We start from the raw sequence: 23,584 nt of genomic DNA on the forward strand, positions 1-23,584 counted from the left end.
AATCTTTAGCACATACAACTTCCAGGAGATGGCAGATGACAAAGACATGGTTTATTACAGGAACTTCCTCAGGGCTTGGTCGCTTGATGGTTGAGAAGCTTCTGGCGCGTGGTGACACTGTTGCCGCTACATTGCGCAAAGAAGGCAGTCTGGACGATTTGAAAGCACAGTACGGCGAGCGTCTTTGGATTGGGCATTTAGATGTCACTGATACCGCTATGATACGGAAGGTAATTGATTCCGCATTTAGTCAGCTAGGCCGGATCGACGTCATTGTAAACAATGCTGGTTACGGCCTCTTTGGCGCCGCCGAAGAAGTAAGTGATGCCCAAATTGACCGTCAGATCGCGACCAACCTTACTGGTTCTATTCAGCTCATTCGTGCTGTTCTTCCTTATTTACGTGCGCAGGGTGGGGGCCGTATCGTTCAGGTCTCGTCAGAGGGCGGGCAGACCGCTTACCCGAATTTTAGCCTCTACCATGCAACAAAGTGGGGCATCGAGGGGTTTGTTGAATCAGTCGCTAAGGAAGTGGCGCCATTCGGGATTGATTGCCTGATTGTTGAGCCAGGTCCAACTGAAACTCAATTCGCTGTTGGTCTGGATCATGCTCGACCTTTGGCCTGTTACGACAATACCCCAGCGGGTGAGATTCGGCGAATGTTAACATCCGGTACGTTCGAAGTTAAAGGTGATGCTGCAAGGACAGTTGACGCCATGATAGCGACGGCCGATGGTGAGAAGCCACCTTTCCGCCTTGCCTTGGGAAGTACCGCCTATGCGTCTGTTAGTCAGGTATTGACCGAGCGACTGCGCTCGTTGGAGGAGCAAAAAGAGGTGACCTTTTCTGCCGATCGGGCAAGCTGAAATCAGAAAGTGCGCGCATTTTACGCACGCCCGGCGCGTTATCAGTGCAGCATAAGGCAATTGTAGGAGAGGTGGCTTTGTGCAACTATCTTTCAGTAATGGACCAGCAAATATAGATTTCACATGAACAAAAAGCCTGACCTGAATGTACTGACTGCGTTCGCCGCCATTGCTGCACATAGTAGTTTTCGCAAGGCGGCGGACGAGCTGGGTATGCCGCCATCCACGCTGAGTCACATGATGCGCACGCTGGAAGGGCAGTTAAATGTACGACTATTCAATAGAACAACCAGGAGTGTAGCCCTAACCGAAGCCGGCGCGAAATTATTGGGCCGTATTCGTCCGTTATTGCGTGACTTCGATGCCGCTTTTGAAGATATAGAACTACAACAGAACCGGCTGAGTGGTGTCGTTCGGCTGAATTCAAATGAACCTGCTGCTCGGATGCTGCTGCGTCATGTTCTTCCTGTTTTTCACCAGAAATTCCCCGATATTGAAGTCGATCTTGTCACCGAGGGTAGTTTGGTGGATATCGTAGCAGAGGGCTTTGATGCGGGTATTCGTTTGGGCGAAGACGTGCCGCAGGATATGATCGCAGTGCGTTTCGGCCCGCAGATTCGATTCATTGCAGTTGCTTCACCCGCGTATCTTTCTTCCAATTCTTCACCACAAAAACCTGAAGAGTTATTAAAGCACAAGTGTATCCGTCATCGTCTGCCCAGTGGCAAGCTTTATCGCTGGGAATTCGAAAAGGATGGTGAAGAAATTGCTATCGAGGTGCATGGTCCACTAACCTTTGATCACTTAAACCTTATGGCCGACGCAGCAGCGGCTGGAATGGGTATAGCCTATCTGCCAGACATGGTCGCGGAGCCCTATTTATTACAGGGCGATCTAGAGCCTGTGCTGTCCGATTGGTGCCCTCAGGGGCCAGGATTATGCGTCTATTACCCTGGGCACCGACATGTACCTGGACCGTTGCGTGCGTTTCTGGATGTGCTCAAAGCAGTAGAAGTTCCCACCTCGCAACAGCCTCTTCGGTGATATCCATGCAGTCACGGCGTTTACGCACGTCAGGCATTATTACAACTCAGCGCCAGTTGAACCTTTACAAACCCCTTGCACTTCATAGCCTTGCGTACGCAACATGGATTTTATAGAGTCAAACGCAGTAATCACGCACGCTAGGGATAGCAGGCATAGCGATATGGCACCTGATCACACTCGGTTGCTTACTCAGGGAATGAGCTTTTCATGAGTTCTCCTCGCTGTTCCAATGCTCTGTTTCACTAGCTGTGGCATGCCGCTGGCTGCAATCCGAGCCGACATTGGAGTTTGAATCAGAGATGAAATATTTAAATAATATCTTCGGCAAAAAGAGTTGTTACGGCGAACCAGTGAAAACGCCCGCAGAGAGAGTCACATCGTATATTTCTCACTGGCATCAGCAATGGTCAAAAGCTGAGATAAAAAGCAAGCAGGAAGAGGATAACGGTGAGGGTTTTGATTTTGGCTATTGGCACGATCTCCTATCCGATGTGAATAAAGCTCATTTTGCAGAGGGGAGCACTTCCGGCTCGGAAAATGTGTTTGGGTCAACGCCTGAACACGATCCAGATAACGAGAAAATTATTGAGTGCGAGATTGAGGGTGATTTGGCTCACGTCTTTACCGCCTTATACGAAGACAAACCTAAACCCTCGAAATATCATGCCTATGAACTTCATTCTGATGCAGACAAAGGGTGGAAGATAAAGCAGATATTGACGCTTTTCGATCCTCCAAAAACTCCGGTTATCGCCCCCGAACAGCACGCCGAGATCCTCGCGATGGCAAGCGTCGATGCGCCTTTTAAAGCTAGTGAAGATAACTTAGCGCTCAACGAGCATACGCTTTTTCAGCAAGACCGACGTGTCAAAACGCCATATTTAGATGAAGCTGAGGCAAAACTGGAAGAGGTCGGCAAGCTAAAAATCACATCAGGGGTTCTGGGTATTCTAGATTTTGGCTACGACATTTACCGGTTTGAGCCGCTGCAACGAAAGGTAAAACCTGGCAGTTATCTGGTTGAAACAGTGACTACCCATAATCGGGTTGCAGGTATTCGGGTGAAGCTCAGTGACAGCGAACAGGCAGTAAAATGGTATGCAGCGAATACGCCGAGTGGCAATGGTGTATACGGAGTAGACGCCGGAAATCTGGCTATCTTCGATGTTGGGAATCTGCTTGAGCTTAGTCATTTAAAAAAGGAGAAGCTTTTTGACAGATGGTCCGTCGCGGGGAAGCCAGAATTGTTATCGATGACAGGTCAAGATGACTGTGTTATTTCGACCAGTGGTTTTGGTGATGGAGCTTACCCTGCATTTTGGGGCGTTAATGACCAGGACGAAGTGGTTTCGCTTTATATCGATTTTATGATCCTTGTGCAGGAAAATGAACAAGGGTTGCTTGAGTCTATTTAGAGTACCCGTTTATCAAAGGTTACGTGCTCAACGGAATAGGAATATTGCTTTGCGAGATGCGCTAAGAAACAAGATCATCGAAGTGTGCGATCAAAAAATCGAGAAAAAGGGCCTGAATGTGGGGCTGTCTTTTTATGCGTTTTTTAAAAATAAGAACGATCAACCAGAAATCCTTATGGAAGCAGCAAAATGGTGGATTGAAACGCATCAATTAGATCACTTCGAGAAAGCCCAAAAAATTAAAGATATGGTCAAAGCCGGTGTTTAACGATGCCCGCGGTTGGCTGTTTACTTAATCCACTATCAGGCAATACGAATGAAAAAATTCACCGGTAACCTAGCTTTAGTTTTTTCTTTATTGGCTTTCCCTCTGTTAGCCGCGGGCGCTGAGTATAAACCCTATGAGGAGCCTAATATTTCACCAGAGCAGTGGGATTCGTATAGAGCGACCGTGGTTGAAAAATACGGAGATTCTGTCCAGCTCTTCACAGAACAGCACCTGGCGGTGTATTTCAACGAGCAACAAGCAACCAGCTACGCATTCACAACCGAAGGGCACGCCGCCCACCCAGCCTGGATTACCCGTCAAGTTGTTGAAGATGAGGGGCAAGTGAGCATTGAGCAAATTGGCTACTTTGCCGGAGAAGAAGCACCTTTCTCAGTGCTGTTTCGCCAGTATCTCGAGCTCAATGAACAAATTCAGAACGGGCACTAGCGTTTCTGCGAATATCAGAGGTTGGTAGGGATGATTATGAGTGTGTTGCACTGCCAGTAAACCTGCCTTTCATGGACCTTGTGAATGTGGCTGGCATTTTCGGGGTATGGTGCGCTGCATATGAAGGTCTGCCAGACACTCACCCGGAATGGCCAGAGCTATTTGCATCGAATCAGAATTCTAAAGAGAATTTTAATGTGCTACCGCAGCAGATGATGTCGTTCGCATATGAAGACGAGTCGTCAGCCAGCTTATTCGCGATGTCTGTCGCCAATGAAGACTTTGGCAGGGTTTATTACTATTACGATGATTACTTGTATAGGCTTTTTGGCCGACAACGCATGCTCGATGCGCATGGGTATTGTTACTACGATCGTAAGATGCAAGGTATATTAACCAAGCATGGGATTAACCTGGCTGAGGTTAAGCACTGGCAGGACAAAGGGCATCTGGACTCTGTAGAGATTATAAACAATGTCGAGGGTCTCTCCGCGCGTTGTGTATTTGATTTGCAAAGGGTTAAGTTTATTCCCATCGCCGACTCTTTTAACGAATTTCTTAGCAAGCTTACTTTGCAAAGCTGCTGAGCCCGGGACACGAATTATGTATTGGGTAAATCATCTTACGGGCGACTCTGATGTTGAGTATCCGTTAGAGCAGCTTTCAGCGCTGTATGCTGAACTATCTCAGGCTGACGCGGAGCACACCGATGTGTCGCTGACTCACGAATCTGAGTGGTGTCTGTCTGCCTTTGCTTCAGGGCTGCTGATGTGGGAGAACGTGGCAGGTGAGGGCGAGCCCAGACACATGCCTGAGGTGGCACAGCAAACCGTCATTGAGCTATGGTCGCTTCTCGCCTCTGGCTCGATTGAGGAAATACACCAACGCGATTGGTTACCAGGTTACGGTAGGTGACAAGTTGAATATCGAAATCATGCAAGCCCTTATCACTATCATTGCTGTGCTAGTCTTTACCACCATTTTGTATAAAGCCATGCCTTATCGGGAACTTAGCGCAACTAAGCCGGGGTTTGTGTTCTTTCCCAAATACAAGCATCGGGTGGCAAAACCTGATTCAGACTTTCACGTTGAAGAGGTTATGTCGTCGTTAGGGTTCAGGAAAAAAGAATCCCTAAATGGCATAACGATGTACTCACGAGGTTCCGTACTTGGCGATATATCGATAAAACTTATAAAGGTGAATGTTACCTTTACGCCAATGAATGATGGCAGTCTTGAGTACACAGTTGAACCGGCCTGGGTTGTAGCTTTCGATACCGGAGACCACTGGCTTTTTAGCAAGGAATTGGGCGACAAGCTGCTATCCGAATCGGATACCAGTAGTGACAATTAGCATGAATCGCACTGACGTCTGGTGCTGCAAACAGAAAAGGCAAAAAGGAAGATATTGTCCGGGCTTCAGCGGATAAGGAGATTTATAGTTGGACATACAGGTGTCGATTCTTTTGTTCATTGTGGCGATTCCGCTGTTAACAATCGCGGTAGCGCCGACCTGGCTGGTTTGGCAGCTGGCTGCTAAATGGCTTCCAACTAAACTCATTACGCGGCCAAATACGATGGCCTTGGTGAGTGTCACACTTTCATTGGTGACAGCGTACCAGTTCAAACTGGAACTGGAAGGCGGCGCCTTCTCGGCGCCAGGATTGTTACTCGGATTATCATTAGTATGGTCGGTACTGCTTATTCCGGTTTGTGCTCTGGCTCAATATTTACGACGACTCAGGTATAAAGAGCGGCGGATGTAGCTCAGAAAAGTAAGCTGCGACATGTCGATTTTTTGTGGGAGAATGAAAATTAAGAATCTTTTATTGACGCTGGTTTTCTTGCTTAGCGCCTGCAGCTCTGCTGAGGTTACGGACTACATTCATCAGCCCACCCAGGAGTTGCGTGACAGCATTATCCATAGCGGCCAGCAGGAAGTTAGCGGCATCCATGGGCGTGAATTTATCATTGTGCCTGACTTCAGTACGTTTTCTCGATCTTACTCCATCAACCAGGCACGTCTGATCATTGTTTCAGAACGAACTACCTCGATTAGCATTAAAGAGGCCAGATTAATCCATACAGATTCAGGTGAGTCCGAACTTATAGAGTTGAATCAGCAGTATGAGGTAGCGACCTTAGTGCCAGGCGCTGGGGTCTACCTTGGGTTTGTACCGCTGTTAGATATAGATTTTGCCGATTATGAACATTTCAACCAGGCCAAAGAGCTCGACCTGGTTATTTCTTACCGCATCGCAGGCGGTGAGTTAAAAACTCAAACCATGAGACTGAAATTGGTGACCAGGAACGACATTGCATGGGTCACATAGCGAATTGCACCAACATAGCGGCGCTACGTGTGTCGTAAGGCGTTTTTAAAGGATTAAAGGTTGAGGGAATTATGGATTTAGGGAATTGGGACAGCGCCGTCGTGAAAGCCGTCTTTATCACGTCATTAATCGCTCCAGTGTATTTTTTCTTTGCAGCAGGGAGCCCCAGCACATTTGACCAATTCACTGGCTATTTGATGGTGGTATTCTTTTTTTACTGCGTCTATCTGATGCAGTCAGTGATGGGCTGGGCGTTTGTGGGTTTTCCAGTGCATTGGCTGATTACCAAATATGGAAATGGCAGGCCTTACTGGTATGTGGTGGCGGTTGCCTTACTTACGGTGCTGATGATGATTGTTTTGGCGCATCCGGTGGCTCTTATTTATGGCGCGGCTGCGCTGATTCAGGCTGTGTTGTTCAGATATTACGCGTATAAATAGGGACCGTGTCAGCGTATAGACGCATAAGCACCGCCATTCGCGGATTTACTTCGTATTCACAAAAAAAACGGAGCGGTTCCTAACGTGGCGCCGCTCCGTCGTTCATAGGCTTAAGGACTGTCGAAAACTGCCCGAGTCGCTTGCCTGATTTACAGCCCCAAAATTTGGATGACGCCGATAGCAATAAGGTAAATAGCCACAACATAGTTAAGCAGCTTAGGCTTAATCAATATCAGAATGCCAGCTATGATGGAGAGTACCGGAATAAGAGTGATGTGCAGAGTCATAATCTTGTCCTTTTATTCTGTAGCTTAATTAATTAGTTAGTTGGTCAGGGCAGTGTGCGCCCCGCAGCGGCGGAAGGCAATGGATTAAAATAGCGAGTTACGGCTGCATACACGGGGTAAAGTGAGCAGTACTCCCGGGGGAACTCTCCAGATAAGGTTGTGATTATGAAACACACTGCATTATCAGCGATATCGCTGCAAAAATACTTGCCACGCCTCGTTGGCTTGCTTCCTGTCGTGCTGGTGCTGAGCTTTTCGGTTCGCGAGGGTTCCATCGTTAATAAGCATGTGCCACTGAGTTCAACGGCGGCGCTTGGCTCTATTTTCCTTTTGTTGGTGTTGGTTGTGTTGTGGGGCGTAGGAAACCTTTTAGGGCGTATACTGATGCGTGTTTACGCTAAGTTAGGCGGCCCTCCGTCAGTATCTGCGCTGAAATTTAGTATCGCTGCGATAGCGTTAACCATAGCCGGAGCGGCCATGGGTTATCACTTTGGTACTCAGGCGGGGCAGGTTGTTGCCGAGCGGTGGCAACCGCGTGTTATCTTAAATTCAGAAGGCCTTGTCAGGCAAACACTCAGCCATGAGGGAGCAGAGGTCAGCGAGATGCGACCGACGCAAAGGAACTGGCCTCATGAGTTTAACTGGAATTCAGAACAGGCGACGCTGACACTCGATGCAGATAGGGCGGTTAGTATTCGTGTGCCGTTTCTGCAGCAACTAATTTCCTATAAGCCTGAAATAAGCTACGTATCGTTCATCAGGGTTCAACCCGTGGTGTGGCATGACAACGAGTATCTGGCGGTACTGATGACGCTGCGACCTACCTCTCAGCGTTCTGCATTGGCTGTTTTTGATGTGCAGGGGCAACTCATTTATGAGGAGCTATTACAGCGATGCCTGCATCCTGAAGAACAACAGTTTGCGAGCTCCAATGTAGGCGGCAGTCAGATGCTGATGGTGAATCATTGCCATGCATTTACCCTGGTCGCCTTTTAGCTCTCAATCCGCTATGGTAGGTTTCATAAAATCAATAACCGCCAGCTGACACTATGACCAGTAGTATTTTTTCGCAGTTAGTATTACCGCTAAGCCTGTTTATTATCATGTTCGGTATGGGCCTGAGCTTGCAGCGCCAGGACTTCGCGCGTGTAGTGAAATTCCCCAAAGCAGTGGCTATAGGGTTGTTAGGTCAAATGGTGTTGTTACCGGCGATGGGCTTTCTCATTGCAGCGTTGTTTCTCGGCACGCCAGCGCTGGCAGTCGGCCTGGTCTTACTGGCAGCTTGCCCTGGTGGCACCACGTCGAATTTAATTTCATACCATGCGCGTGGCGATCTTGCGTTGTCAGTGACTCTGACCGCTATTACCAGCGTGCTGACCATCATCACAATTCCGATTGTGGTGGGACTGGCACTTGCCGTATTTAAAAATACTGAAGTACCAATCGAATTACCCATCGCACGCATGGTGCTGACCCTCTTTCTGATCACCTTATTGCCCATTTTCCTCGGCATGTTGGTGCGTGCTTTACGCACCCAACTAGCGCAGCGTTTAGAGCCTAAAATCAGCGCCTTTGGCGCGATATTTTTAGGCCTACTGATCATCATTATCCTGTATCAACAGGGCGACAGCTTACTCGGCCAGTTAGTGAGTGCAGGGCCGACTGCGCTGTTATTGAATGTGGCAATGATGGCAGTCGGCTTTATGTTGGCCGTGTGGTTCAATCTTAATGATCGTCAGCGCGCGTCTATTACCGTTGAAGTGGGCGTACAAAACTCCACCCTGGCGATTTTAATTGCCTCAACCGTGCTCAATGACGGCACCATTGCACTGCCTGCTGCCATGTATTCATTGGCGATGTATCTGACCGGCGGGAGTTTTATAGTGTGGCGTCGGTGGCAGGGTAAGCGGGCTTTAGCGCTGTAACTGCTATAACCATTCGTTTTTACTTTTCGGAGGTTTCTTGGGGGCTTCAACTAGTATTGATGACTTTATCGCGCCCGCCTGCGATGCGTTTGTGGATATTTTATTCCAGGACGAAGCTATCTTATTGATTAACAAGCCTGCGGGCCTGCTTAGTCTATCCGGTAAAAACTCACGTAACCTCGACTCGGTACATTATCGCCTGGTTAATGGTCAGCCAGGGGTTAGCGCTCCGTTTTGCGAAGCTAAATTACCGCACCGGCTCGATTTCGGCACCTCAGGTGTCATGGTGGTTGCGCTCAACCAGCAGGCTACACAGCACCTTAATCATCAGTTCCAGGTCGGCACAGTGCAAAAGCGCTATCTCGCTATATTGGAAGGGTGGGTGAACGAGAACGAAGGCGTCATCAGCGCGCCGATCGCTAAAGATAAAAGCCAGTTTCCGCGGGTTAAAATTTGCAGCAGCACCGGCAAAGCGGCAACCAGCCACTTCCGTGTCTTAGAACGGCTCACTCAACCGCAGCGAACCCTGGTGGAATTTACCCCTGTGACCGGACGCACGCATCAGCTCAGGATCCATAGCCTGTTTATGGGCCACCCCATTCTTGGTTGTGATTTATATCACAACGCAACCAGTCAACAACTGGCAGATAGATTGCAACTGCACGCCAGCGATCTATATTTTCAACATCCGCTGACCGGCGAGCCGTGTCATGGTCACTGCACCAGCCCTTTTTAAAGAGATGCCTGACAGGTTGTGGTCTCCCTGCTTCTTTACCATTCGCTGTCACTACGCGTATAGCCGAAGCAGGGCGCACGCGTTGCAGTTGCGGGCGGGAGTTAATTTCAGTATGGTTAATAACATAATAGTAACGTTCGCCAGGGATATCAGGCATAGTGATACTGCGCATCGAGTAAGCTCAGTTTGTTTCCCAAGGGAAAGAGTCTCCTCATAACGAAATCCCCGCTATATCAATTACCTGACGCCGATACCGCTCGCAAAACCGCGTGGGCCGATTATAAAAATTTGTTCTGTGCTTCGCGCTCCAACAGACGCGGCTAAGGCCGCGCCGCTTAGCTTAGGCGTTATGCCTGTTGAAGAGTAAGGTAAGATTATGAATCCAATAGTTGCAGATAATAAACCCGCCAAAGTAACCCTCTTAAAAGATACGGAGTATTATTTTTGCTCCTGTGGTCGTTCTGGCAATCAACCATTTTGTGATGGTTCGCATGCAGGAACAGACTTTAAGCCCAAATCATTTATCGCCGAAGAAAGCGGCGAAGCGTATTTATGTCAATGTAAGCATTCTACTGACCTGCCTTTTTGTAATGGGGCTCACAAGCAGTTCGATGATACTGCGATTGGAAAAGAAGGTCCTGGGATCCAAAACAATGCGGACAATATCCCGGTTGCGAATGTATCGAAGGAAGAACCCACCGTTGAGTTCATTCATCAATTAGCCCGGGAAGGCTTATCCAAGATGGGGCACCATGGCCCCATGACGTCAATGGGGGTGCCGCGTTATCAGTTGCCGCTCTGGGATGACATTCAGGTGATGGTGGCACAAATGGCAACCAAACCATTGTTCGAGGACGCCCTTGTAAATACTGAGTTAGTGATCGGGCCCAAAGCAAAGAAGCCATTGATATTAAAGATTCCATTATTCGTTTCTGATATGAGTTTTGGCGCCTTATCTGAAGAGGCTAAACTGGCTTTGGCAAAAGGTGCCGAGTTAGCTGGTACAGGTATTTGCTCTGGCGAGGGCGGCATGCTACCTGAAGAGCAGCAAGCTAATTCTCGCTACTTTTATGAGCTCGCCAGCGCGCAGTTTGGCTATGACGAAGCAAAACTGAAAGATGTTCAGGCTTTTCATTTTAAAGGCGGGCAAGGTGCCAAGACTGGAACAGGCGGTCACCTTCCGGGCAATAAAAATATTGGCAAAATTTCTGAAGTTCGTGGTATTCCAGCGGGAGAGGCAGCAATATCGCCGCCAACGTTTAAAGATTTACACACTGCTGAAGATTTTAAAAAATTTGCTGATCGCGTTCGCGAAGTGACTGGCGGCATCCCGATTGGTTTTAAACTGAGTGCCAACCACATTGAAAAAGATATTCAATTCGCTTTGGATGCCGGCGCAGACTATATCATTTTGGATGGTCGCGGCGGCGGTACTGGTGCCGCGCCTGCAATGTTTCGTGACCACATTAGTGTGCCAACTATACCGGCTCTGGCGCGCGCAAGACGCTATCTTGACGCACAAGGTGTAGGTAATGACGTCACTCTTATTATTACCGGCGGCCTGCGTGTCCCAATGGATTTTGTGAAAGCAATGGCATTAGGTGCTGACGGCGTCGCTCTGTCAAACAGTGCAATGCAATCCATAGGCTGTGTAGCTGCACGCATGTGCAACACAAACAATTGTCCGGCGGGAATTGCTACCCAAAAAGCAGATTTGCGTCAGCGACTCAATGTTGATAAATCAGCAGGACAACTGAAGAATTTCTTTGAAGCGTCGGTTGAACTTATGCAAGTCATGGCGAGAGCCTGTGGCCATGATGCGTTGGCCCATTTCAATAAAGAAGACCTGGCAACGTTCAATCGCGAGATGGCACTGCTGTCTGGGATACCATATTCAGGATTTGCGGACCTGGAAAAATCGGTATAACAGGTTTATTCAGCGGGTCGCATGTGCGAACACCCATATATCAGGCACAGCGATATCGCGAAACGAGCATGCTCAGTTTGTTTCCCCAAGGGAAAGAGTCTCCTCATAACGAAACCCTCGCTATATCAATTGCCTGACTTCGATACCGCTAGAAAAACCGAGTGCACAAAGCGCGCTGGCGTACTATACAAAGGTTAGCGGCTCGATTAGACGCCTTGCCTTAGTTAGGGGTAGGTCAGACGTGAAAGCAAAAGAGATTACCTTAGATGACGACCTTCATAGTCTTGTTGGGCAGATTAACTGCGCTTCGTGGGATGAGGCCAACGAAATGTCTGAATACGATTATGAGAGCCTCAAAAGATATCTTGAACGCTCCGACACTATCTTCATCGCGTGCAACGAGGAATCTGAGCAAGGTACTGTCCTTCTAGGTATCGCTTCTTCCAGAATTGAGATGAAGCCATACAGAATGGACCTATGGCTTTACGTTGATGAAGTAGACGTTTGCGTAGACCAGAGGAACAAAGGAGCTGGAAAACTTATCATGCAGACCCTAATCGAGATCGCAAAAAAAGAAGGTTGCAAGCAAGTATGGTTGGGCACAGAGGTTGATAACGCTCCGGCAAATGCTCTATATCGATCTCTTGATCCAGATGAGGTTGCCGAAGTCATTGGGTACACCTATGAAACCGATGAGTAGCCACAATCGTCCGGCGCATAACAATCAAATGCAGCGGACGCAGTAAACTGCGTCGCTGATTTAGGCGTTATGCTTTTGAAAGGAACTAAAGATGATATTCAATACAGAAGATTTTGAAAAAGAGCTTCCCCTACCAGCAAATCAAAAATGGGAGGAGGGTGTTTGGGACATTGAGGCATATAAAAGAGGTAGCATGTCTCTTATTTATTTCGCGCCTGAAGGGCATGATTATCAAACACCGCATGACCAAGATGAGCTTTACTTTGTAATTGAGGGGGCCGGTCAAATTGAAATAGAGGGTGTCATTCATCCTTTTAAAAGAGGTTCGTCCATTTTCGTTGCAGCGGGTCAGCAACACCAATTTATTGGCGAGCTTTCTGGTATGAAAATGTGGGTAGTATTTTGGGGGCCAAAAGGTGGCGAGTCAAAAGCATAACAGTCGGCTCATGTACGACCTCCGTTCCGTCAGCTGGAAAACGAAGACTAGTCACGCCGGGGGCTGCGGCGCATTGCGATACTCCACCAGCCCATCAATAAACTGCCTGATTTTTGCTGCTAAATGCTTACGGCTCGGGTAGATGACCTGAATGGGCGTCGTAGGACCCTGGAAACTCGGTAATAACTTCACCAGACGCCCGGCGTCAATGTCGGCTTCTAAAAGTGACGAGGGAAGGAATGCGATACCCATGCCCAGAATGGCGGCTTCCCGAATGGCCTCGCCACTATCGAAACGAAAAAGCCGCCCGCCATTAATTAGTATAGATTCTCCGTCAGGCGCTGTTAACGCCCAACTGCCGGGTCTGGGGTTCAACCCATAAATAAGTCGTTGATGGTTTGCCAAATCTTCAGGTGTGTTCGGTGTACCGAAGTTTTCGAGATAATCTGGCGCGGCGTACATACCGCCTTTTGCATGCTCTATGACGCGAGCGATTAACAAAGAGTCTTGAGCGACTTCTCCTATGCGGATGCTCAGGTCGAAACCTTCTTCAGTCACATCGACAATCCGGTCGGTAAAGCTGATCTCAACATCAAGCTCCGGCCACTGCTCGAGGAATTTGTTGAGAAAAGGCAGAATAACCGCACGACCATATATTTCCGAAACCGTCATTCGGAGCGTCCCTGATGGTTGCGGACTGTCCTGTCGAATACTGGATTCAGCTTCTGCCAGATCCTGCAGTATTTGAATGCTGCGTTCATAGAATCGTTGCCCATCGACTGTCAGAGACAAGCTTCTCGTCGTTCTGTGGAAAAGTCGCGTGCCAAGATGTGCCTCCAGCCTGGCCACTGCCTTTCCCGCTGCAGAGCGAGTCAGCCCCCTGGCTTTTCCGCCCGCAATGAAACTGCCTGATTCGGCAATGGCAACGAAGATGCGAAGTGCTTTGAGATCAAGATCGGAATCTTGTTTGTGAGCAGTAGGGAGGGAACGGAAACTCATTGGCGAACCTAATTCAACAATTTAAGGTGTAGAGTACCACCCTGGAATCTTGTTCCGCAAAGCCCTTTATTGATTCAGGAGAGAATATGGCACATCCAATCGTCCGTCTTAACCCTTCAACATTGCCGAATGCCGCAGACATGGGGTACTCGCAAATATCCGTAATCGAGCCAGGTCGTATGGCCTATATCTCGGGCCAGGTAGCATGGCAGGCAAACGGCGTGCTAGTACCAGACAGCCTGGTAGAGCAAATGAAACTGGTTGCAAAGAATGCACGGTCAGCGTTAGATGCTGTGGGTGCAAAACCTGAGCATGTGGTGGTGGCGCGCGTCTACTTAGTGAATCTCACACCCGACAGGTTAGCGCAATTGATGCCTCCGTTTTTAGCCACCTTTGACGGTGCTCAACCTTGCGTGACTGGCATCGGCGTTGAAGCACTAGCTGCGCCCGACCTGCAGGTGGAAATGGAACTGGTTGTCAGGCTTCCTGATTAACTGGTAACTAAGCTTTTCGGATTACGGAGGAAACGGCAGATGAACTGGAAAAGATTTTGACAAAAGCGTTTTTTTGTTTAAATATGTAGCGCACTACATTATAGCGGGCTATATGAATGACAAAGATAACACGAAGCGCTGCATCGGAGCTTTCCTTCGCCCTGCACGCCGCCGCGAATCGGATGGTTCGCTTGCACAAACCGTTTCTTGAACCACTAGGTCTGACGTTCTCGCAGTATCTGGTCACGCTAGAACTGCTGAATGGTGCACCACTATCGGTTGGTGAGCTATGTACCCGCCTGGATATGGAAACAGGCACCCTGACGCCACTGCTCAAGCGACTACAAGCTGCTGGTGTGGTCACCCGCACGCGTGATCCTTCAGATGAACGCCGGGTTCTCATCGATCTCTCCAGGCACAGTAAAGATATGGAAGAGGAGCTTCGCGGTATACCCGACAAAATTAGAGTGGCCTGCCAGCTAACCGCAGGTGAACTCGAAGCGCTGCGTCTGACGCTTGACGGCCTCGGCCGTCCGTTAGCTGACTCTTAAGACGTAAAATCAAATCACACTGAAAGGAGCACATATGAAAATTGGTATCATCGGCATTGGTAGTATCGGCGGCACACTTGCTCGCAAACTCAGCGAGTCAGGGCATGAAGTTCGCGTGGCCAACTCAAAAGGTGCAGAGGCTGTGCGTCCCTTCGCCGACGAAATTGGTGCCATTCCCGCGAACGCCCATGGGGCCGTCAAGGGCGCAGAACTCGTGATCCTCTCAATCCCGCTCGCTGCCGTGGTGGAACTCCCCAAAGATTTGTTCGATGCGTTGGGCGCGAACGCGCCGATCATCGATACGGGCAATTACTATCCTGACGTCCGGGACCCCCGCATTGCAGAGATCGATGACGGAAAGGCCGAAAGCGTCTGGGTTTCCGAACAGATAGGTCGACCTGTGATCAAGGCCTTCAACAACATTCTTGCCCATTCGCTCACCGAACTCGGCCGGCCGCCTGGGTCTCCCGACCGTATCGCTGTGGCAGTGGCCGGGGATGACGCTCAATCCAAGACGCTAGTCATGGACATCGTGAGTCAGATCGGCTTCGACCCGGTAGATGGCGGTTCATTGTCGGAATCCTGGCGTCAGCAGCCCGGTACCCCAGGCTACTGCTGTGATTACGATGCAAAGGCAATGCGAAACGCCTTGGAACAAGCAGTTCCCGGCAAAGCGCCCAGGGTCCTTCAAGAAGTATTCAGCCGCTTCGGGCAGCTTGGACCCAATCCCAGTCATGCGGACATCATCAACATGAATCGTTCGGTACATTCCGATGACTGAGTCGAAACAACCAACGTTGAGGATTACATGATGAAAATTGGAATTTTAGGCAGCGGATTTATCGGAGGAACTCTGGCTCGGCGTTTCAGCGCTTGCGGCCATACCGTCAAGGTAGCGAACTCACGTGGACCAGAGACAATCGACCCGGACGTGCTCGCTACGGGCGCACATGCGGTTACGAAGGAAGAAGTCGTAACCGACATTGACGTGCTGATCCTCTCGATTCCTTTCATCCGGATTCCGGATCTCGCGCCGGTGCTAGCCGAGCTTCCCGCTGAGACAGTGGTGATAGATACGTCAAATTATATTCCTATGCGCGATGACAGGATTGAGGCGATCGAAAAAGGGAAGCCTGATAGCGTCTGGGTGACCGAAAAACTAGGCCGTCCTATCGTAAAGGCGTGGAATTCGATTTATTCCGCAACGCTCAAAGAGATGAACCGGCCCGCAGGCGACCCCGAACGTGTCGCCGCTCCCGTTGCGGCGGATCGTGACCGTGATCGGGACGTGGCAATGGCACTGGTCGAAGAGTCAGGCTTTGATGCCTATGATGCCGGGACGATAGCGGACTCATGGCGCCAGCAATGTGGTGCCCCTTGCTACTGCACCGAAGTCACGCTCGCAGAGCTGCCACAGGCATTGGCAAATGCAGACCTGGAACGTTCACGCAAGCGCCAGGACCTCGCCTTCGCGGTGTACGAGGAACGGTTTGGTACCTCTGGAATAAACCCAGGTCGGGACTTTATCGTTCAACTATCTCGCTTACTTAACTTATAGATAGACCTGCATCTCGTTCGCTAATCCGTTCAGTGGCAGGGAGTCTGCCACTGGACAGGTGCTGCGTGACGAACATTTGTACTACCCAAACACACAACTATGGTGCTGATGACCATCAGCGTCCTCATCGCTTTCCCCACCACCTACTTTTTAGTCGAATGGTGGCTCGCAGGCTTCAGCGTTCGCGCTAGATGAAGTTAAGCGAATCATTGAAGCTGATGGCATCGAAAGTTTAATAGGATGAGGCAGGTTCATTTGAATCGTTCACATAACCAGTCGCATCAGCACGCACCTGCGGTGCTGGACACTCACGTTGTTCGTGCCGCTGTACTCGGGCGTTAAGAGCCCGAGTTACCCATCTTTACGGGGAGTGGTACTTGAGTGCTTCCACGAACTTGCGGAACGCCCTTGTATGCTGATGTCGTGTGGCGAAGTAGAGGTGATAGCCCGTAAAGGGTTCAGACCAGTCCTGCAGGACTCGCACCAATGCTCCAGAGGACAGTTGCAAGTCCACCAGATCCTCAATGATATAAAGGAGACCGAAACCCTCGGTCGCGGCGGCGACCATCAGGTCCCCATCGTTGAAGACCGGCCCCCGTCCAGGCTTTACGGTTATCTCGTGTTTATTCTGCTCAAAGGTCCAGGGCGAGAGCTCACCACTGCCGTTCCGGAAACTGATGCACTGATGTTGCGAAATGTCCGACGGCTTCGTAGGCGTTCCATGAAGAGTGAGATATCCAGGCGACGCAACCACGGCGATTCGCATTCTAGGCCCGACGGGCACTGCAACCATGTCTTTCTCTAAGCGCTCGCCCAACCTAATGCCCGCGTCGAACCGGGAAGCAACGATATCGACGTAGTCATCCTGCACGCAAACCTCTACCTCGATGCCCGGATTCTCGCGCATTAGTGGTACCAGGGCAGGCCACAGGATAGTGTCGGCCGCGTGCTTCCCTGCAGTCACCTTGACCGTTCCAACAGGTTCACTCTGATCGTCGGACAGTTGTCCAACCTCTGTCGCGATCTCTTTCAGGGCTGGCGACAGCTTCGCCAAGACGCGGGCACCGGCCTCCGTGGGAGAGGTGCTGCGGGTGGTCCTATGCAGAAGCCGAAATCCGAGTTCGTTTTCCAGGCGCTTCAGGGACTGGCTGAGTGCAGATTGCGTAATGCCCATCCGCCTTGCAGCGCGCGTGAAACTTCTCTCGGTCGCTATTACTTCGAACATCGCGAGTTCACGAAACAGATCCGGCCTCATTAATTACCCTCTCTAATAAACCTTATAACCAATGATTCGCTTGTCTAATTAAATTAAATCACTTAATTTGACGAAATCCAATATTAATCGGAGATCGACATGGCAAACGTATGGCTTATTACAGGAGCGAGCCGAGGGCTCGGACTTGAGATCGCGCGTAGCGCATTGGCGGCGGGGCATACGGTCGTCGCAACCTCGCGATCGGTAGAAGATGTGAAAAGCGCGTTCGAAGCTGAGCGAGGCGACGTTCACACATACGCTTTGGACATTATGGACAACGATGCGGCCGTTTCTGTAGTCAAAGCGGTGACAGACCGTTTCGGCAGGATCGACGTGCTTGTCAATAACGCCGGTCAGGCGCAACTCGGTTGGTTTGAGACGATCCGCGCCGAACATGTTCGTCGTCAGTTCGATATCAACGTCTTCGGCACGATGAACGTAACGCGTGCGGTGGTTCCTTACATGCGGGCTCGGCGATCCGGCCTCCTCATCACCATTTCTTCGGTTAACGGGCTGCTTTCGCACCCGGGAGGTTCGGTCTACGCCTCCTCCAAGTTCGCCATCGAGGGTTGGATCGAGGGCTTTGCCCAGGAACTAGCGCCGCTCGGGGTCAGGTCGTTGATCGTCGAACCCGGTATGCTGCGCACCGACTTCCTGGACAACCGATCCGCAAACCATGGCGACATCGACATCGCCGATTATGCCGACGCGGTTCGGCAGTTCCGCTCATTCATAGTGGAAGCCAACCACAATCAGCCGGGCGATCCTGCAATGCTCGCCTCGACGATCGTCACGCTCGCCAGTGCCGGCGACCCACCGGCGCGGTTTGTTTTTGGCGAAGATGCCCTGGCGTGGGTAGCAGAAAAGTTGGAGAAGTTGAAAGCCGAACTGAAGTACTCAAGCGATTATGGCGTCGGCAAATCTATTGGTGATTGAGAAACCCGGAATTACCTCGAGTCTACCTACCGCTTGATTTAAATACCGAGCAGACTGACTATCTCGCGATCTATTTCTATACGATATTCGATAAATCCTAAATTTTAGCTTAATATTTTGATATTAAATAATATTTTATCTTTGATTCGCTACCTTTAGTGTCGTATATTTGTACTGAAGTAGTGTCGTAAATATGTAGAGGTCTGTCATGGCGCTTAACTCTTTAAAAAGCAAGGTGAAATATCGGATTAGCCGTAGTAAGGGAGCTGTATTCACCCCGACGGATTTCTTTGATCTCTCGGATCGTGACCAGGTTGGCCGGGTGTTACGGCAGCTTGTGAGTGATGAGATTTTGATCAAGTTTGGCCAGGGCTTATACGCAAAGGCTAAACGTTCGTCTTTGACTGGCAAATTAATCCCTGTTAAACCATTGCCGCAACTTGCTACGGAAGCTCTCCGCGAGAAGCTGAAAGTGAAAGTAGTGCCCGCTAAGGATTTGCAGCGGTACAACAGCGGCCAGACGAGCCAAGTGCCGACAGGCCGAGTGATTGCTGTTAAAGGACGGGTATCCCGTAAAATGGAATATGACGGCAAGTCGATAAAGTTTCAGTATGTCTCTTAACTACAAATTCGTCGATGAAATCGCTGCCGAGTTAGGGATAGATCCAGCCTTTGTAGAAAAGGACTGGTATTCAGTACAAGTTCTGAAAACGGTTGCTGAACATCAAAGCGAATTCATTGAAACGCTGTTTGCCGGAGGCACCAGCCTTTCAAAAGGTTATGGCCTAATCCAGCGGTTTTCAGAGGACTTGGACTTCCGTTGTCGATACACCACACCCAGCTCAGGTAATCAAAACAAAAAGGTACGCAGTGCCTATCGCTCGGGCATGCTTGATTGTATTCAAGCCATCGACCATATTGAGCTGGATGAATCAAAAATGGCAGTGGCTAGCAAATACATCAAGTTCCCCATGAGCTACCCGCAGCAGTACGATGTTCATGCCTCCTTACGTCCAAATCTCGAAATAGAATTTAGCTTTACTCAGCCTCGTTTACCTGCACAGAAGAAGCCAATCCAGTCTTTAATTGCTAAGTTTACAGGTGGGTCTCCGGAAACCGAGATTTTGTGTTTGTCTCCTATTGAAACGGGAGCAGATAAACTCAGTGCATTGACATGGAGAGTATTGAAACGTGATCGAAGTCACGCTTCAGATGATCCTGCTATGATTAGGCATCTGCATGATTTATGTGCTTTGAATTCTGTCATTGAACAGGAACAGGCATTGTTCATTGATACCGCACACGCTTCTTTTGAGGGTGATCAAGAAACTGGTAAGCGAGATACAGAAAAGGCGCTTTATCCATCTCTGCAATCTGTTCTGGCGCAATTGCAGAGTGATAGCCTTTACCGACAAGAGTATCAGCAGTTTGTGGATGCGATGTCTTATGCTAACGACGAAGACATGATCAGTTTTGATCATGCAGTGACCAGTCTTGAGGCAATGATTTCACTGTTTGAAGCCTGAGTTTATTTACTTAGGTACTGCATACTTTTACGCACACCTTAACGTACAAGCACCACTGTATTTATTCACCCAAACACACAACGGAAATGCCCGTGTTCGGTGGCGTCGAGCAGTAGCAGGTTGCCGCCTTGCGAGAGCATTAGCGAGCGGGCGAGGGGCAGGCCGATGCCGCTGCCGGTGGTTTTGGTTGTGAAGAAGGGTACAAAGATGCTGGTGGCGGCGTGTTCGTTGATACCGCTGCCATTGTCGATGATATCCAGGCACACCTGCTCGTCGAGGCGTTGGGCAACCAACTGAACGCGGCGATGGCTCTGTCCGGTGGTCGCTTCGGCGGCGTTTTTCAACAGGTTAATCAGTACCTGTTCGAATAAGCTCGGGTCGAGATTCACCTCAAGGGTGTTGTCGATATCGAGCTCAATCTCAATTCCTTCAAACTCTGTTTGCAGCAACCTTAATACCTCGGTGACCTGAGACCGTAGCGGTTGCACGCTGAGTTTAGCGCGAACCGTTACACTCAAGGCTTTGAACGACTGAATAAACTGGGTCAGGTGCTGGCCGCGGCGGGTTATGGTGGCGAGGGCTTCGGCTAAATCGTCGCTGCCTTCCACGCCACTATGCAGCATATGGGTGCTTATACTCTGTGCGCTTTGGGTGAGGGAGACCATCGGCGTAATCGAGTTTGCCACTTCATGGGTCAGTACTTTTACCAGTTGCTGATGGGCTTTCACCTCTTGGGCGACGAGTTGCTTCTCGATGCTTTGCAGGGTGAGCAACGTGCGCTGCTGGCCTTGGTTAAAGCCATGAATCAAGGTGTAGAGCAGGGTTTCTCTGCGGTTTGGATAATGCCAGGTGAGCTCGCCGCGGCTGCCCGTGGTATTGGCACTCACCAGCCGTTGTAACGCTTGTATATTGGGTCTGAGGCCTGGGTTAGACGCATCTGAGCCTTGTCCGGGAACTGAGCGTCGCCATGCATGCAAGAAGCTTAGCCCGAGCAGACGTTCAGCCGCCGGATTTGACTGCATGATGTGGCCGTCGCTGTCAAACTCCAGCACTGCGATATCCAGCTGTGCAATGAGTGCTTTTAAATAGCTCGCCTGAATTTCAGCGTCATCGCGGCTGCGGCCGATCTCTTGCTGAACTTGCTTTAGCAGGGGAGCGATCTCTGGTGCGCCAGGCAAGCTCAAGCTGGCATCGCGGTTGATGAGTGACTTAAGAACCTGACTGATGTGGCTTTGCTGGCGGCTAAACGCGCGCCTGATCATCCATAATGAAATAAGCGCAATGACGGCGAATAAGGTTAACGTGGCGGGGCCTGGCAGCAGTGTATGCTCGATATCACCAGACAGATAACTTGCTGTCACACTCGCGACTAATAACACCATTGCCAACGAAAACACTCCAAGCCATATCAGCATTGTTTTCATAAGCCGTATTTCTCCATGCGCCGGTACATAGCGCCGCGGGTCAGGCCGAGCGCTTTGGCCGCATGGCTGACGTTGCCCTGATAGAACTGCAGCGCTTGTTGAATGGTTTTGCGCTCGACATATTCGAGCAGAAAGGGGCTTTCGCTGGTGCCGGTGGCATCCGCGTCTTGTTGAACGGGCATAGTGGATTGCCTGGCCAACTGCGAAAAATCCAGATACTCGCCATCTGCAAGTACCACCGCTCGCTCGACGCTATGCGCAAGCTCGCGCACATTGCCCGGCCATTGGTACGTGTGCAGCCATTTGCGGTCGCTGTCTTTAATGCGTAGTTCTGGACGCCCGTAACGAGCCGTGTACCGCGCGCAATACCAGTCGAGCAGCAAATCGATGTCACTGCCACGCTCACGCAACGGCGGTAAGTGGATCTCGACGGTGTTGATACGATAAAACAGATCCTGACGAAAGGCGCCTGTAGCGACCTGTTGATGCAGGTCTTCATTAGTGGCGCTAATCAACCGGATATCAATGGGTTTTGGTGACTGAGCACCCAATGCGGTCACCGCACGGTTTTGTAGCGCGGTCAGCAGTTTGCCTTGTTGCGGCAGGGGTAAGTTACCAAGCTCGTCGAGAAACAGCGTGCTTTTATCAGCAAGGGCCATACGCCCGGGGCTGTCCTGCATCGCGCCGGTGAAGCTGCCTTTTTTATAGCCAAAGAGTTCGCTCTCAAACAGGTTGTCGGGCAGGGTGCCCATATCGACTCCAACGAAGCTTTTATCACGCCGGGCAGATAGCTGATGAATCTGCTGCGCGACCACCTCTTTACCGGTGCCGCTCTCGCCTAAAATAAGCACATTGGCATCGCTTAGCGCGACTTTCTCAATCAGTTGCTTGACGGCCTGCATCGGTTCGCTATCGCCAATCAGCGGGGTTTTGTCGTCGCTTGCTGCAGTGCGCGATGTCTCAGTCTTAACCCCAGAATCTGCTGCCAGCAATGCATCAATCAGTTGTTGGTTGTCCCAGGGCTTAGCCACAAAGTCCTTCGCGCCCAGGTGCATGGCTTTGACCGCGAGCGTGACATCGGTATAGGCGGTCATCATCACCACCGGCATATTCGGGTGCGCAGCAACAATTTGCTTTAAGTAAAAAATGCCTTCTTCGCCGCTACTGGCGTCGCGGGTGAAGTTCATGTCCAGCAGTACAAGGTCGATTTTGTTGACCTTGAGTACGCCCATCAGCTCGGTGGGGTTGGCCAGGGTCAGGACGTCATCCACATGTGGCTTCAGGCATAGCCTGCATGCCGTCAGAATATCCTGATTATCATCAACAACTAACACACGCATGGGCTTGGACATAGGCCGCCAGGTAAGAATTAAAACGCTATCTAAACGGAAATCCGCCGGCGGGTCAAAAAAAGCTCCGCAAGTGTCCATTTATGGACACTTGCGGGCGTTCTTTGTAACAAATGACTTGTAACCAATGACCTGAAACTAATGATCTGCAACCAACAGGCTACAAAGGTTTCACGCCAATATACACAAACACTTCGTCCCGCCCTTCAAGTACGTTAACGTCGATTATCTTATCACCGTACCAATCCCCTTTGGGCTTCACTGAAAACATCACGCCACCCTCTGGTAGAGGGCTTCTCACCGAGTTCATGGGGCCGGTTCTATCGTCAAACGAGGCTATCACGCCTGCTTCAGGGGTGTCTGCCTGATAGACCTCTAATCCTTGTTCAACCCCTTCGTGGCCGAGCAAGAAAAAAGCGAGAGTGTCGTGCCCCTCGTACCCGTTTATTTGAAAGCAATTGTCATAGCCCTCTGCAAATCGAAGCCGCAGTTCAACCTCTGCATCTTCCTCGAGCGTTACACACTCGTTGCTCTGGGCGCTGGCGGATGGAATGAAAAAGAAAGACACAAGCGAAAAGACCATGAGTCCTGACATAACACCGGTACGGTAAGGCACAAACATCTCCTGAATGTGGGATCTGAGCTGACATCGAATGGCAGGATTT

The 23,584-nt window shown here is 50.1% G+C and carries 30 protein-coding genes; 24 read left to right on the plus strand and 6 right to left on the minus strand.

All coding sequences use genetic code 11. The features are described from left to right. The first annotated feature begins 35 nt into the window (after nt 1-35). The 11 genes from CWE14_RS02280 to CWE14_RS02330 all read left to right on the plus strand — a co-directional run bounded on the left by CWE14_RS02280 (nt 36) and on the right by CWE14_RS02330 (nt 6,816). A complete protein-coding gene (locus CWE14_RS02280; protein ID WP_126797884.1) occupies nt 36-866 on the plus strand; it encodes an SDR family oxidoreductase in 831 nt (276 codons plus the stop codon). A 123-nt stretch (nt 867-989) separates the two neighbouring features. Next, complete coding sequence (locus tag CWE14_RS02285; protein ID WP_126797885.1) at nt 990-1,910, plus strand: LysR family transcriptional regulator; 921 nt, start codon at nt 990-992, stop codon at nt 1,908-1,910. A gap of 302 nt (nt 1,911-2,212) precedes the next feature. After that, entirely contained in the window at nt 2,213-3,328 is a 1,116-nt protein-coding gene (locus CWE14_RS02290; RefSeq protein ID WP_126797886.1) for a DUF4241 domain-containing protein, read from the plus strand. Between the two features lie 49 nt (nt 3,329-3,377). Continuing rightward, on the plus strand, nt 3,378-3,596 hold the full coding sequence (locus tag CWE14_RS02295; protein WP_126797887.1) for a DUF6500 family protein: 219 nt from the start codon (nt 3,378-3,380) through the stop codon (nt 3,594-3,596). Between the two features lie 48 nt (nt 3,597-3,644). After that, nucleotides 3,645-4,043, plus strand: a complete 399-nt coding sequence (locus CWE14_RS02300) for a hypothetical protein (protein ID WP_126797888.1) — start codon at nt 3,645-3,647, stop codon at nt 4,041-4,043. 71 nt (nt 4,044-4,114) lie between these two features. Beyond that, nucleotides 4,115-4,630, plus strand: a complete 516-nt coding sequence (locus CWE14_RS02305; RefSeq protein ID WP_126797889.1) for a hypothetical protein — start codon at nt 4,115-4,117, stop codon at nt 4,628-4,630. Nucleotides 4,631-4,646: 16 nt separating this feature from the next. After that, complete coding sequence (locus CWE14_RS02310) at nt 4,647-4,958, plus strand: hypothetical protein (protein ID WP_126797890.1); 312 nt, start codon at nt 4,647-4,649, stop codon at nt 4,956-4,958. A 4-nt stretch (nt 4,959-4,962) separates the two neighbouring features. Then, nucleotides 4,963-5,397, plus strand: coding sequence for a hypothetical protein (locus CWE14_RS02315; RefSeq protein WP_126797891.1), 435 nt, complete (start codon nt 4,963-4,965; stop codon nt 5,395-5,397). An 88-nt stretch (nt 5,398-5,485) separates the two neighbouring features. After that, nucleotides 5,486-5,809 (plus strand): hypothetical protein, encoded by a 324-nt coding sequence (locus CWE14_RS02320; protein WP_126797892.1) that lies wholly within the window; start codon nt 5,486-5,488, stop codon nt 5,807-5,809. Between the two features lie 42 nt (nt 5,810-5,851). Further along, the gene (locus tag CWE14_RS02325) at nt 5,852-6,376 is read left to right on the plus strand and encodes a hypothetical protein (protein ID WP_126797893.1); all 525 of its coding nucleotides are present in this window, start codon (nt 5,852-5,854) and stop codon (nt 6,374-6,376) included. A 71-nt stretch (nt 6,377-6,447) separates the two neighbouring features. Next, nucleotides 6,448-6,816, plus strand: a complete 369-nt coding sequence (locus CWE14_RS02330) for a hypothetical protein (RefSeq protein WP_126797894.1) — start codon at nt 6,448-6,450, stop codon at nt 6,814-6,816. A gap of 149 nt (nt 6,817-6,965) precedes the next feature. On the opposite strand, the gene CWE14_RS02335 is transcribed toward CWE14_RS02330, so the two are convergent. Further along, nucleotides 6,966-7,103: a DUF3096 domain-containing protein gene (locus tag CWE14_RS02335; protein WP_126788057.1), complete on the minus strand. Its 138-nt coding sequence runs from the start codon at nt 7,101-7,103 to the stop codon at nt 6,966-6,968. Between the two features lie 165 nt (nt 7,104-7,268). On the opposite strand from CWE14_RS02335, the gene CWE14_RS02340 reads away from it, so the two are divergent. From CWE14_RS02340 to CWE14_RS02365, 6 genes are all read left to right on the plus strand, one after another. Continuing rightward, nucleotides 7,269-8,099 carry a hypothetical protein gene (locus CWE14_RS02340; protein ID WP_126797895.1) on the plus strand — a complete coding sequence of 277 codons (831 nt, stop codon included), beginning with the start codon at nt 7,269-7,271 and terminating at the stop codon, nt 8,097-8,099. Between the two features lie 53 nt (nt 8,100-8,152). Continuing rightward, the gene (locus CWE14_RS02345) at nt 8,153-9,028 is read left to right on the plus strand and encodes a bile acid:sodium symporter family protein (protein WP_126797896.1); all 876 of its coding nucleotides are present in this window, start codon (nt 8,153-8,155) and stop codon (nt 9,026-9,028) included. Nucleotides 9,029-9,065: 37 nt separating this feature from the next. Beyond that, nucleotides 9,066-9,764 carry an RluA family pseudouridine synthase gene (locus CWE14_RS02350; RefSeq protein ID WP_126797897.1) on the plus strand — a complete coding sequence of 233 codons (699 nt, stop codon included), beginning with the start codon at nt 9,066-9,068 and terminating at the stop codon, nt 9,762-9,764. A 376-nt stretch (nt 9,765-10,140) separates the two neighbouring features. Continuing rightward, nucleotides 10,141-11,691 carry a glutamate synthase-related protein gene (locus CWE14_RS02355; RefSeq protein ID WP_126797898.1) on the plus strand — a complete coding sequence of 517 codons (1,551 nt, stop codon included), beginning with the start codon at nt 10,141-10,143 and terminating at the stop codon, nt 11,689-11,691. 241 nt (nt 11,692-11,932) lie between these two features. Further along, a complete protein-coding gene (locus CWE14_RS02360; RefSeq protein ID WP_126797899.1) occupies nt 11,933-12,391 on the plus strand; it encodes a GNAT family N-acetyltransferase in 459 nt (152 codons plus the stop codon). Nucleotides 12,392-12,482: 91 nt separating this feature from the next. Continuing rightward, complete coding sequence (locus tag CWE14_RS02365) at nt 12,483-12,827, plus strand: cupin domain-containing protein (protein ID WP_126797900.1); 345 nt, start codon at nt 12,483-12,485, stop codon at nt 12,825-12,827. Nucleotides 12,828-12,878: 51 nt separating this feature from the next. On the opposite strand, the gene CWE14_RS02370 is transcribed toward CWE14_RS02365, so the two are convergent. Then, the gene (locus CWE14_RS02370) at nt 12,879-13,826 is read right to left on the minus strand and encodes a LysR family transcriptional regulator (protein WP_126797901.1); all 948 of its coding nucleotides are present in this window, start codon (nt 13,824-13,826) and stop codon (nt 12,879-12,881) included. Nucleotides 13,827-13,912: 86 nt separating this feature from the next. Between CWE14_RS02370 and CWE14_RS02375 the strand changes: the two genes are divergently transcribed. The 4 genes from CWE14_RS02375 to CWE14_RS02390 all read left to right on the plus strand — a co-directional run bounded on the left by CWE14_RS02375 (nt 13,913) and on the right by CWE14_RS02390 (nt 16,429). Further along, the gene (locus tag CWE14_RS02375) at nt 13,913-14,320 is read left to right on the plus strand and encodes a RidA family protein (RefSeq protein ID WP_126797902.1); all 408 of its coding nucleotides are present in this window, start codon (nt 13,913-13,915) and stop codon (nt 14,318-14,320) included. A gap of 116 nt (nt 14,321-14,436) precedes the next feature. Continuing rightward, on the plus strand, nt 14,437-14,871 hold the full coding sequence (locus CWE14_RS02380) for a MarR family winged helix-turn-helix transcriptional regulator (RefSeq protein ID WP_126797903.1): 435 nt from the start codon (nt 14,437-14,439) through the stop codon (nt 14,869-14,871). A gap of 19 nt (nt 14,872-14,890) precedes the next feature. Beyond that, nucleotides 14,891-15,652 carry an NADPH-dependent F420 reductase gene (locus CWE14_RS02385; protein WP_420837094.1) on the plus strand — a complete coding sequence of 254 codons (762 nt, stop codon included), beginning with the start codon at nt 14,891-14,893 and terminating at the stop codon, nt 15,650-15,652. A 30-nt stretch (nt 15,653-15,682) separates the two neighbouring features. Beyond that, nucleotides 15,683-16,429, plus strand: coding sequence for an NADPH-dependent F420 reductase (locus tag CWE14_RS02390; RefSeq protein WP_126797905.1), 747 nt, complete (start codon nt 15,683-15,685; stop codon nt 16,427-16,429). 361 nt (nt 16,430-16,790) lie between these two features. Here CWE14_RS02390 and CWE14_RS02395 read toward each other — a convergent pair whose 3' ends face one another. Continuing rightward, nucleotides 16,791-17,684 (minus strand): LysR family transcriptional regulator, encoded by an 894-nt coding sequence (locus CWE14_RS02395; RefSeq protein WP_126797906.1) that lies wholly within the window; start codon nt 17,682-17,684, stop codon nt 16,791-16,793. A gap of 99 nt (nt 17,685-17,783) precedes the next feature. On the opposite strand from CWE14_RS02395, the gene CWE14_RS02400 reads away from it, so the two are divergent. From CWE14_RS02400 to CWE14_RS02410, 3 genes are all read left to right on the plus strand, one after another. Further along, nucleotides 17,784-18,620, plus strand: coding sequence for an SDR family NAD(P)-dependent oxidoreductase (locus tag CWE14_RS02400; RefSeq protein ID WP_126797907.1), 837 nt, complete (start codon nt 17,784-17,786; stop codon nt 18,618-18,620). 208 nt (nt 18,621-18,828) lie between these two features. Continuing rightward, nucleotides 18,829-19,242, plus strand: coding sequence for a DUF6088 family protein (locus CWE14_RS02405; protein ID WP_126797908.1), 414 nt, complete (start codon nt 18,829-18,831; stop codon nt 19,240-19,242). After that, nucleotides 19,232-20,146 (plus strand): nucleotidyl transferase AbiEii/AbiGii toxin family protein, encoded by a 915-nt coding sequence (locus CWE14_RS02410; protein ID WP_126797909.1) that lies wholly within the window; start codon nt 19,232-19,234, stop codon nt 20,144-20,146. Before CWE14_RS02405 ends, CWE14_RS02410 begins: the two co-directional genes overlap by 11 nt. A gap of 65 nt (nt 20,147-20,211) precedes the next feature. Here the strand turns inward: CWE14_RS02410 and CWE14_RS02415 are convergent, their stop codons facing one another. From CWE14_RS02415 to CWE14_RS02425, 3 genes are all read right to left on the minus strand, one after another. After that, the gene (locus CWE14_RS02415) at nt 20,212-21,570 is read right to left on the minus strand and encodes a sensor histidine kinase (RefSeq protein WP_126797910.1); all 1,359 of its coding nucleotides are present in this window, start codon (nt 21,568-21,570) and stop codon (nt 20,212-20,214) included. After that, a complete protein-coding gene (locus tag CWE14_RS02420; RefSeq protein WP_126797911.1) occupies nt 21,567-22,922 on the minus strand; it encodes a sigma-54-dependent transcriptional regulator in 1,356 nt (451 codons plus the stop codon). Before CWE14_RS02420 ends, CWE14_RS02415 begins: the two co-directional genes overlap by 4 nt. A 157-nt stretch (nt 22,923-23,079) precedes the next feature. Continuing rightward, nucleotides 23,080-23,487 carry a hypothetical protein gene (locus CWE14_RS02425; protein ID WP_126797912.1) on the minus strand — a complete coding sequence of 136 codons (408 nt, stop codon included), beginning with the start codon at nt 23,485-23,487 and terminating at the stop codon, nt 23,080-23,082. Nucleotides 23,488-23,584: the final 97 nt, after the last annotated feature.

The sequence above is a fragment of the Aliidiomarina soli genome, assembly GCF_003986975.1.
Classification (GTDB): Bacteria; Pseudomonadota; Gammaproteobacteria; order Enterobacterales; family Alteromonadaceae; genus Aliidiomarina; species Aliidiomarina soli.

Bases quoted from the DNA above. Each gene is read 5' to 3' on its own strand.
- CWE14_RS02280 (WP_126797884.1), top strand. From the start codon at position 36: ATGACAAAGACATGGTTTATTACAGGAACTTCCTCAGGGCTTGGTCGC.
- CWE14_RS02285 (WP_126797885.1), top strand. From the start codon at position 990: ATGAACAAAAAGCCTGACCTGAATGTACTGACTGCGTTCGCCGCCATT.
- CWE14_RS02290 (WP_126797886.1), top strand. From the start codon at position 2,213: ATGAAATATTTAAATAATATCTTCGGCAAAAAGAGTTGTTACGGCGAA.
- CWE14_RS02300 (WP_126797888.1), top strand. From the start codon at position 3,645: ATGAAAAAATTCACCGGTAACCTAGCTTTAGTTTTTTCTTTATTGGCT.
- CWE14_RS02305 (WP_126797889.1), top strand. From the start codon at position 4,115: ATGGACCTTGTGAATGTGGCTGGCATTTTCGGGGTATGGTGCGCTGCA.
- CWE14_RS02310 (WP_126797890.1), top strand. From the start codon at position 4,647: ATGTATTGGGTAAATCATCTTACGGGCGACTCTGATGTTGAGTATCCG.
- CWE14_RS02325 (WP_126797893.1), top strand. From the start codon at position 5,852: ATGAAAATTAAGAATCTTTTATTGACGCTGGTTTTCTTGCTTAGCGCC.
- CWE14_RS02330 (WP_126797894.1), top strand. From the start codon at position 6,448: ATGGATTTAGGGAATTGGGACAGCGCCGTCGTGAAAGCCGTCTTTATC.
- CWE14_RS02335 (WP_126788057.1), bottom strand. From the start codon at position 7,103: ATGACTCTGCACATCACTCTTATTCCGGTACTCTCCATCATAGCTGGC.
- CWE14_RS02340 (WP_126797895.1), top strand. From the start codon at position 7,269: ATGAAACACACTGCATTATCAGCGATATCGCTGCAAAAATACTTGCCA.
- CWE14_RS02345 (WP_126797896.1), top strand. From the start codon at position 8,153: ATGACCAGTAGTATTTTTTCGCAGTTAGTATTACCGCTAAGCCTGTTT.
- CWE14_RS02355 (WP_126797898.1), top strand. From the start codon at position 10,141: ATGAATCCAATAGTTGCAGATAATAAACCCGCCAAAGTAACCCTCTTA.
- CWE14_RS02365 (WP_126797900.1), top strand. From the start codon at position 12,483: ATGATATTCAATACAGAAGATTTTGAAAAAGAGCTTCCCCTACCAGCA.
- CWE14_RS02370 (WP_126797901.1), bottom strand. From the start codon at position 13,826: ATGAGTTTCCGTTCCCTCCCTACTGCTCACAAACAAGATTCCGATCTT.
- CWE14_RS02375 (WP_126797902.1), top strand. From the start codon at position 13,913: ATGGCACATCCAATCGTCCGTCTTAACCCTTCAACATTGCCGAATGCC.
- CWE14_RS02380 (WP_126797903.1), top strand. From the start codon at position 14,437: ATGACAAAGATAACACGAAGCGCTGCATCGGAGCTTTCCTTCGCCCTG.
- CWE14_RS02390 (WP_126797905.1), top strand. From the start codon at position 15,683: ATGAAAATTGGAATTTTAGGCAGCGGATTTATCGGAGGAACTCTGGCT.
- CWE14_RS02395 (WP_126797906.1), bottom strand. From the start codon at position 17,684: ATGAGGCCGGATCTGTTTCGTGAACTCGCGATGTTCGAAGTAATAGCG.
- CWE14_RS02400 (WP_126797907.1), top strand. From the start codon at position 17,784: ATGGCAAACGTATGGCTTATTACAGGAGCGAGCCGAGGGCTCGGACTT.
- CWE14_RS02405 (WP_126797908.1), top strand. From the start codon at position 18,829: ATGGCGCTTAACTCTTTAAAAAGCAAGGTGAAATATCGGATTAGCCGT.
- CWE14_RS02410 (WP_126797909.1), top strand. From the start codon at position 19,232: ATGTCTCTTAACTACAAATTCGTCGATGAAATCGCTGCCGAGTTAGGG.
- CWE14_RS02415 (WP_126797910.1), bottom strand. From the start codon at position 21,570: ATGAAAACAATGCTGATATGGCTTGGAGTGTTTTCGTTGGCAATGGTG.
- CWE14_RS02420 (WP_126797911.1), bottom strand. From the start codon at position 22,922: ATGTCCAAGCCCATGCGTGTGTTAGTTGTTGATGATAATCAGGATATT.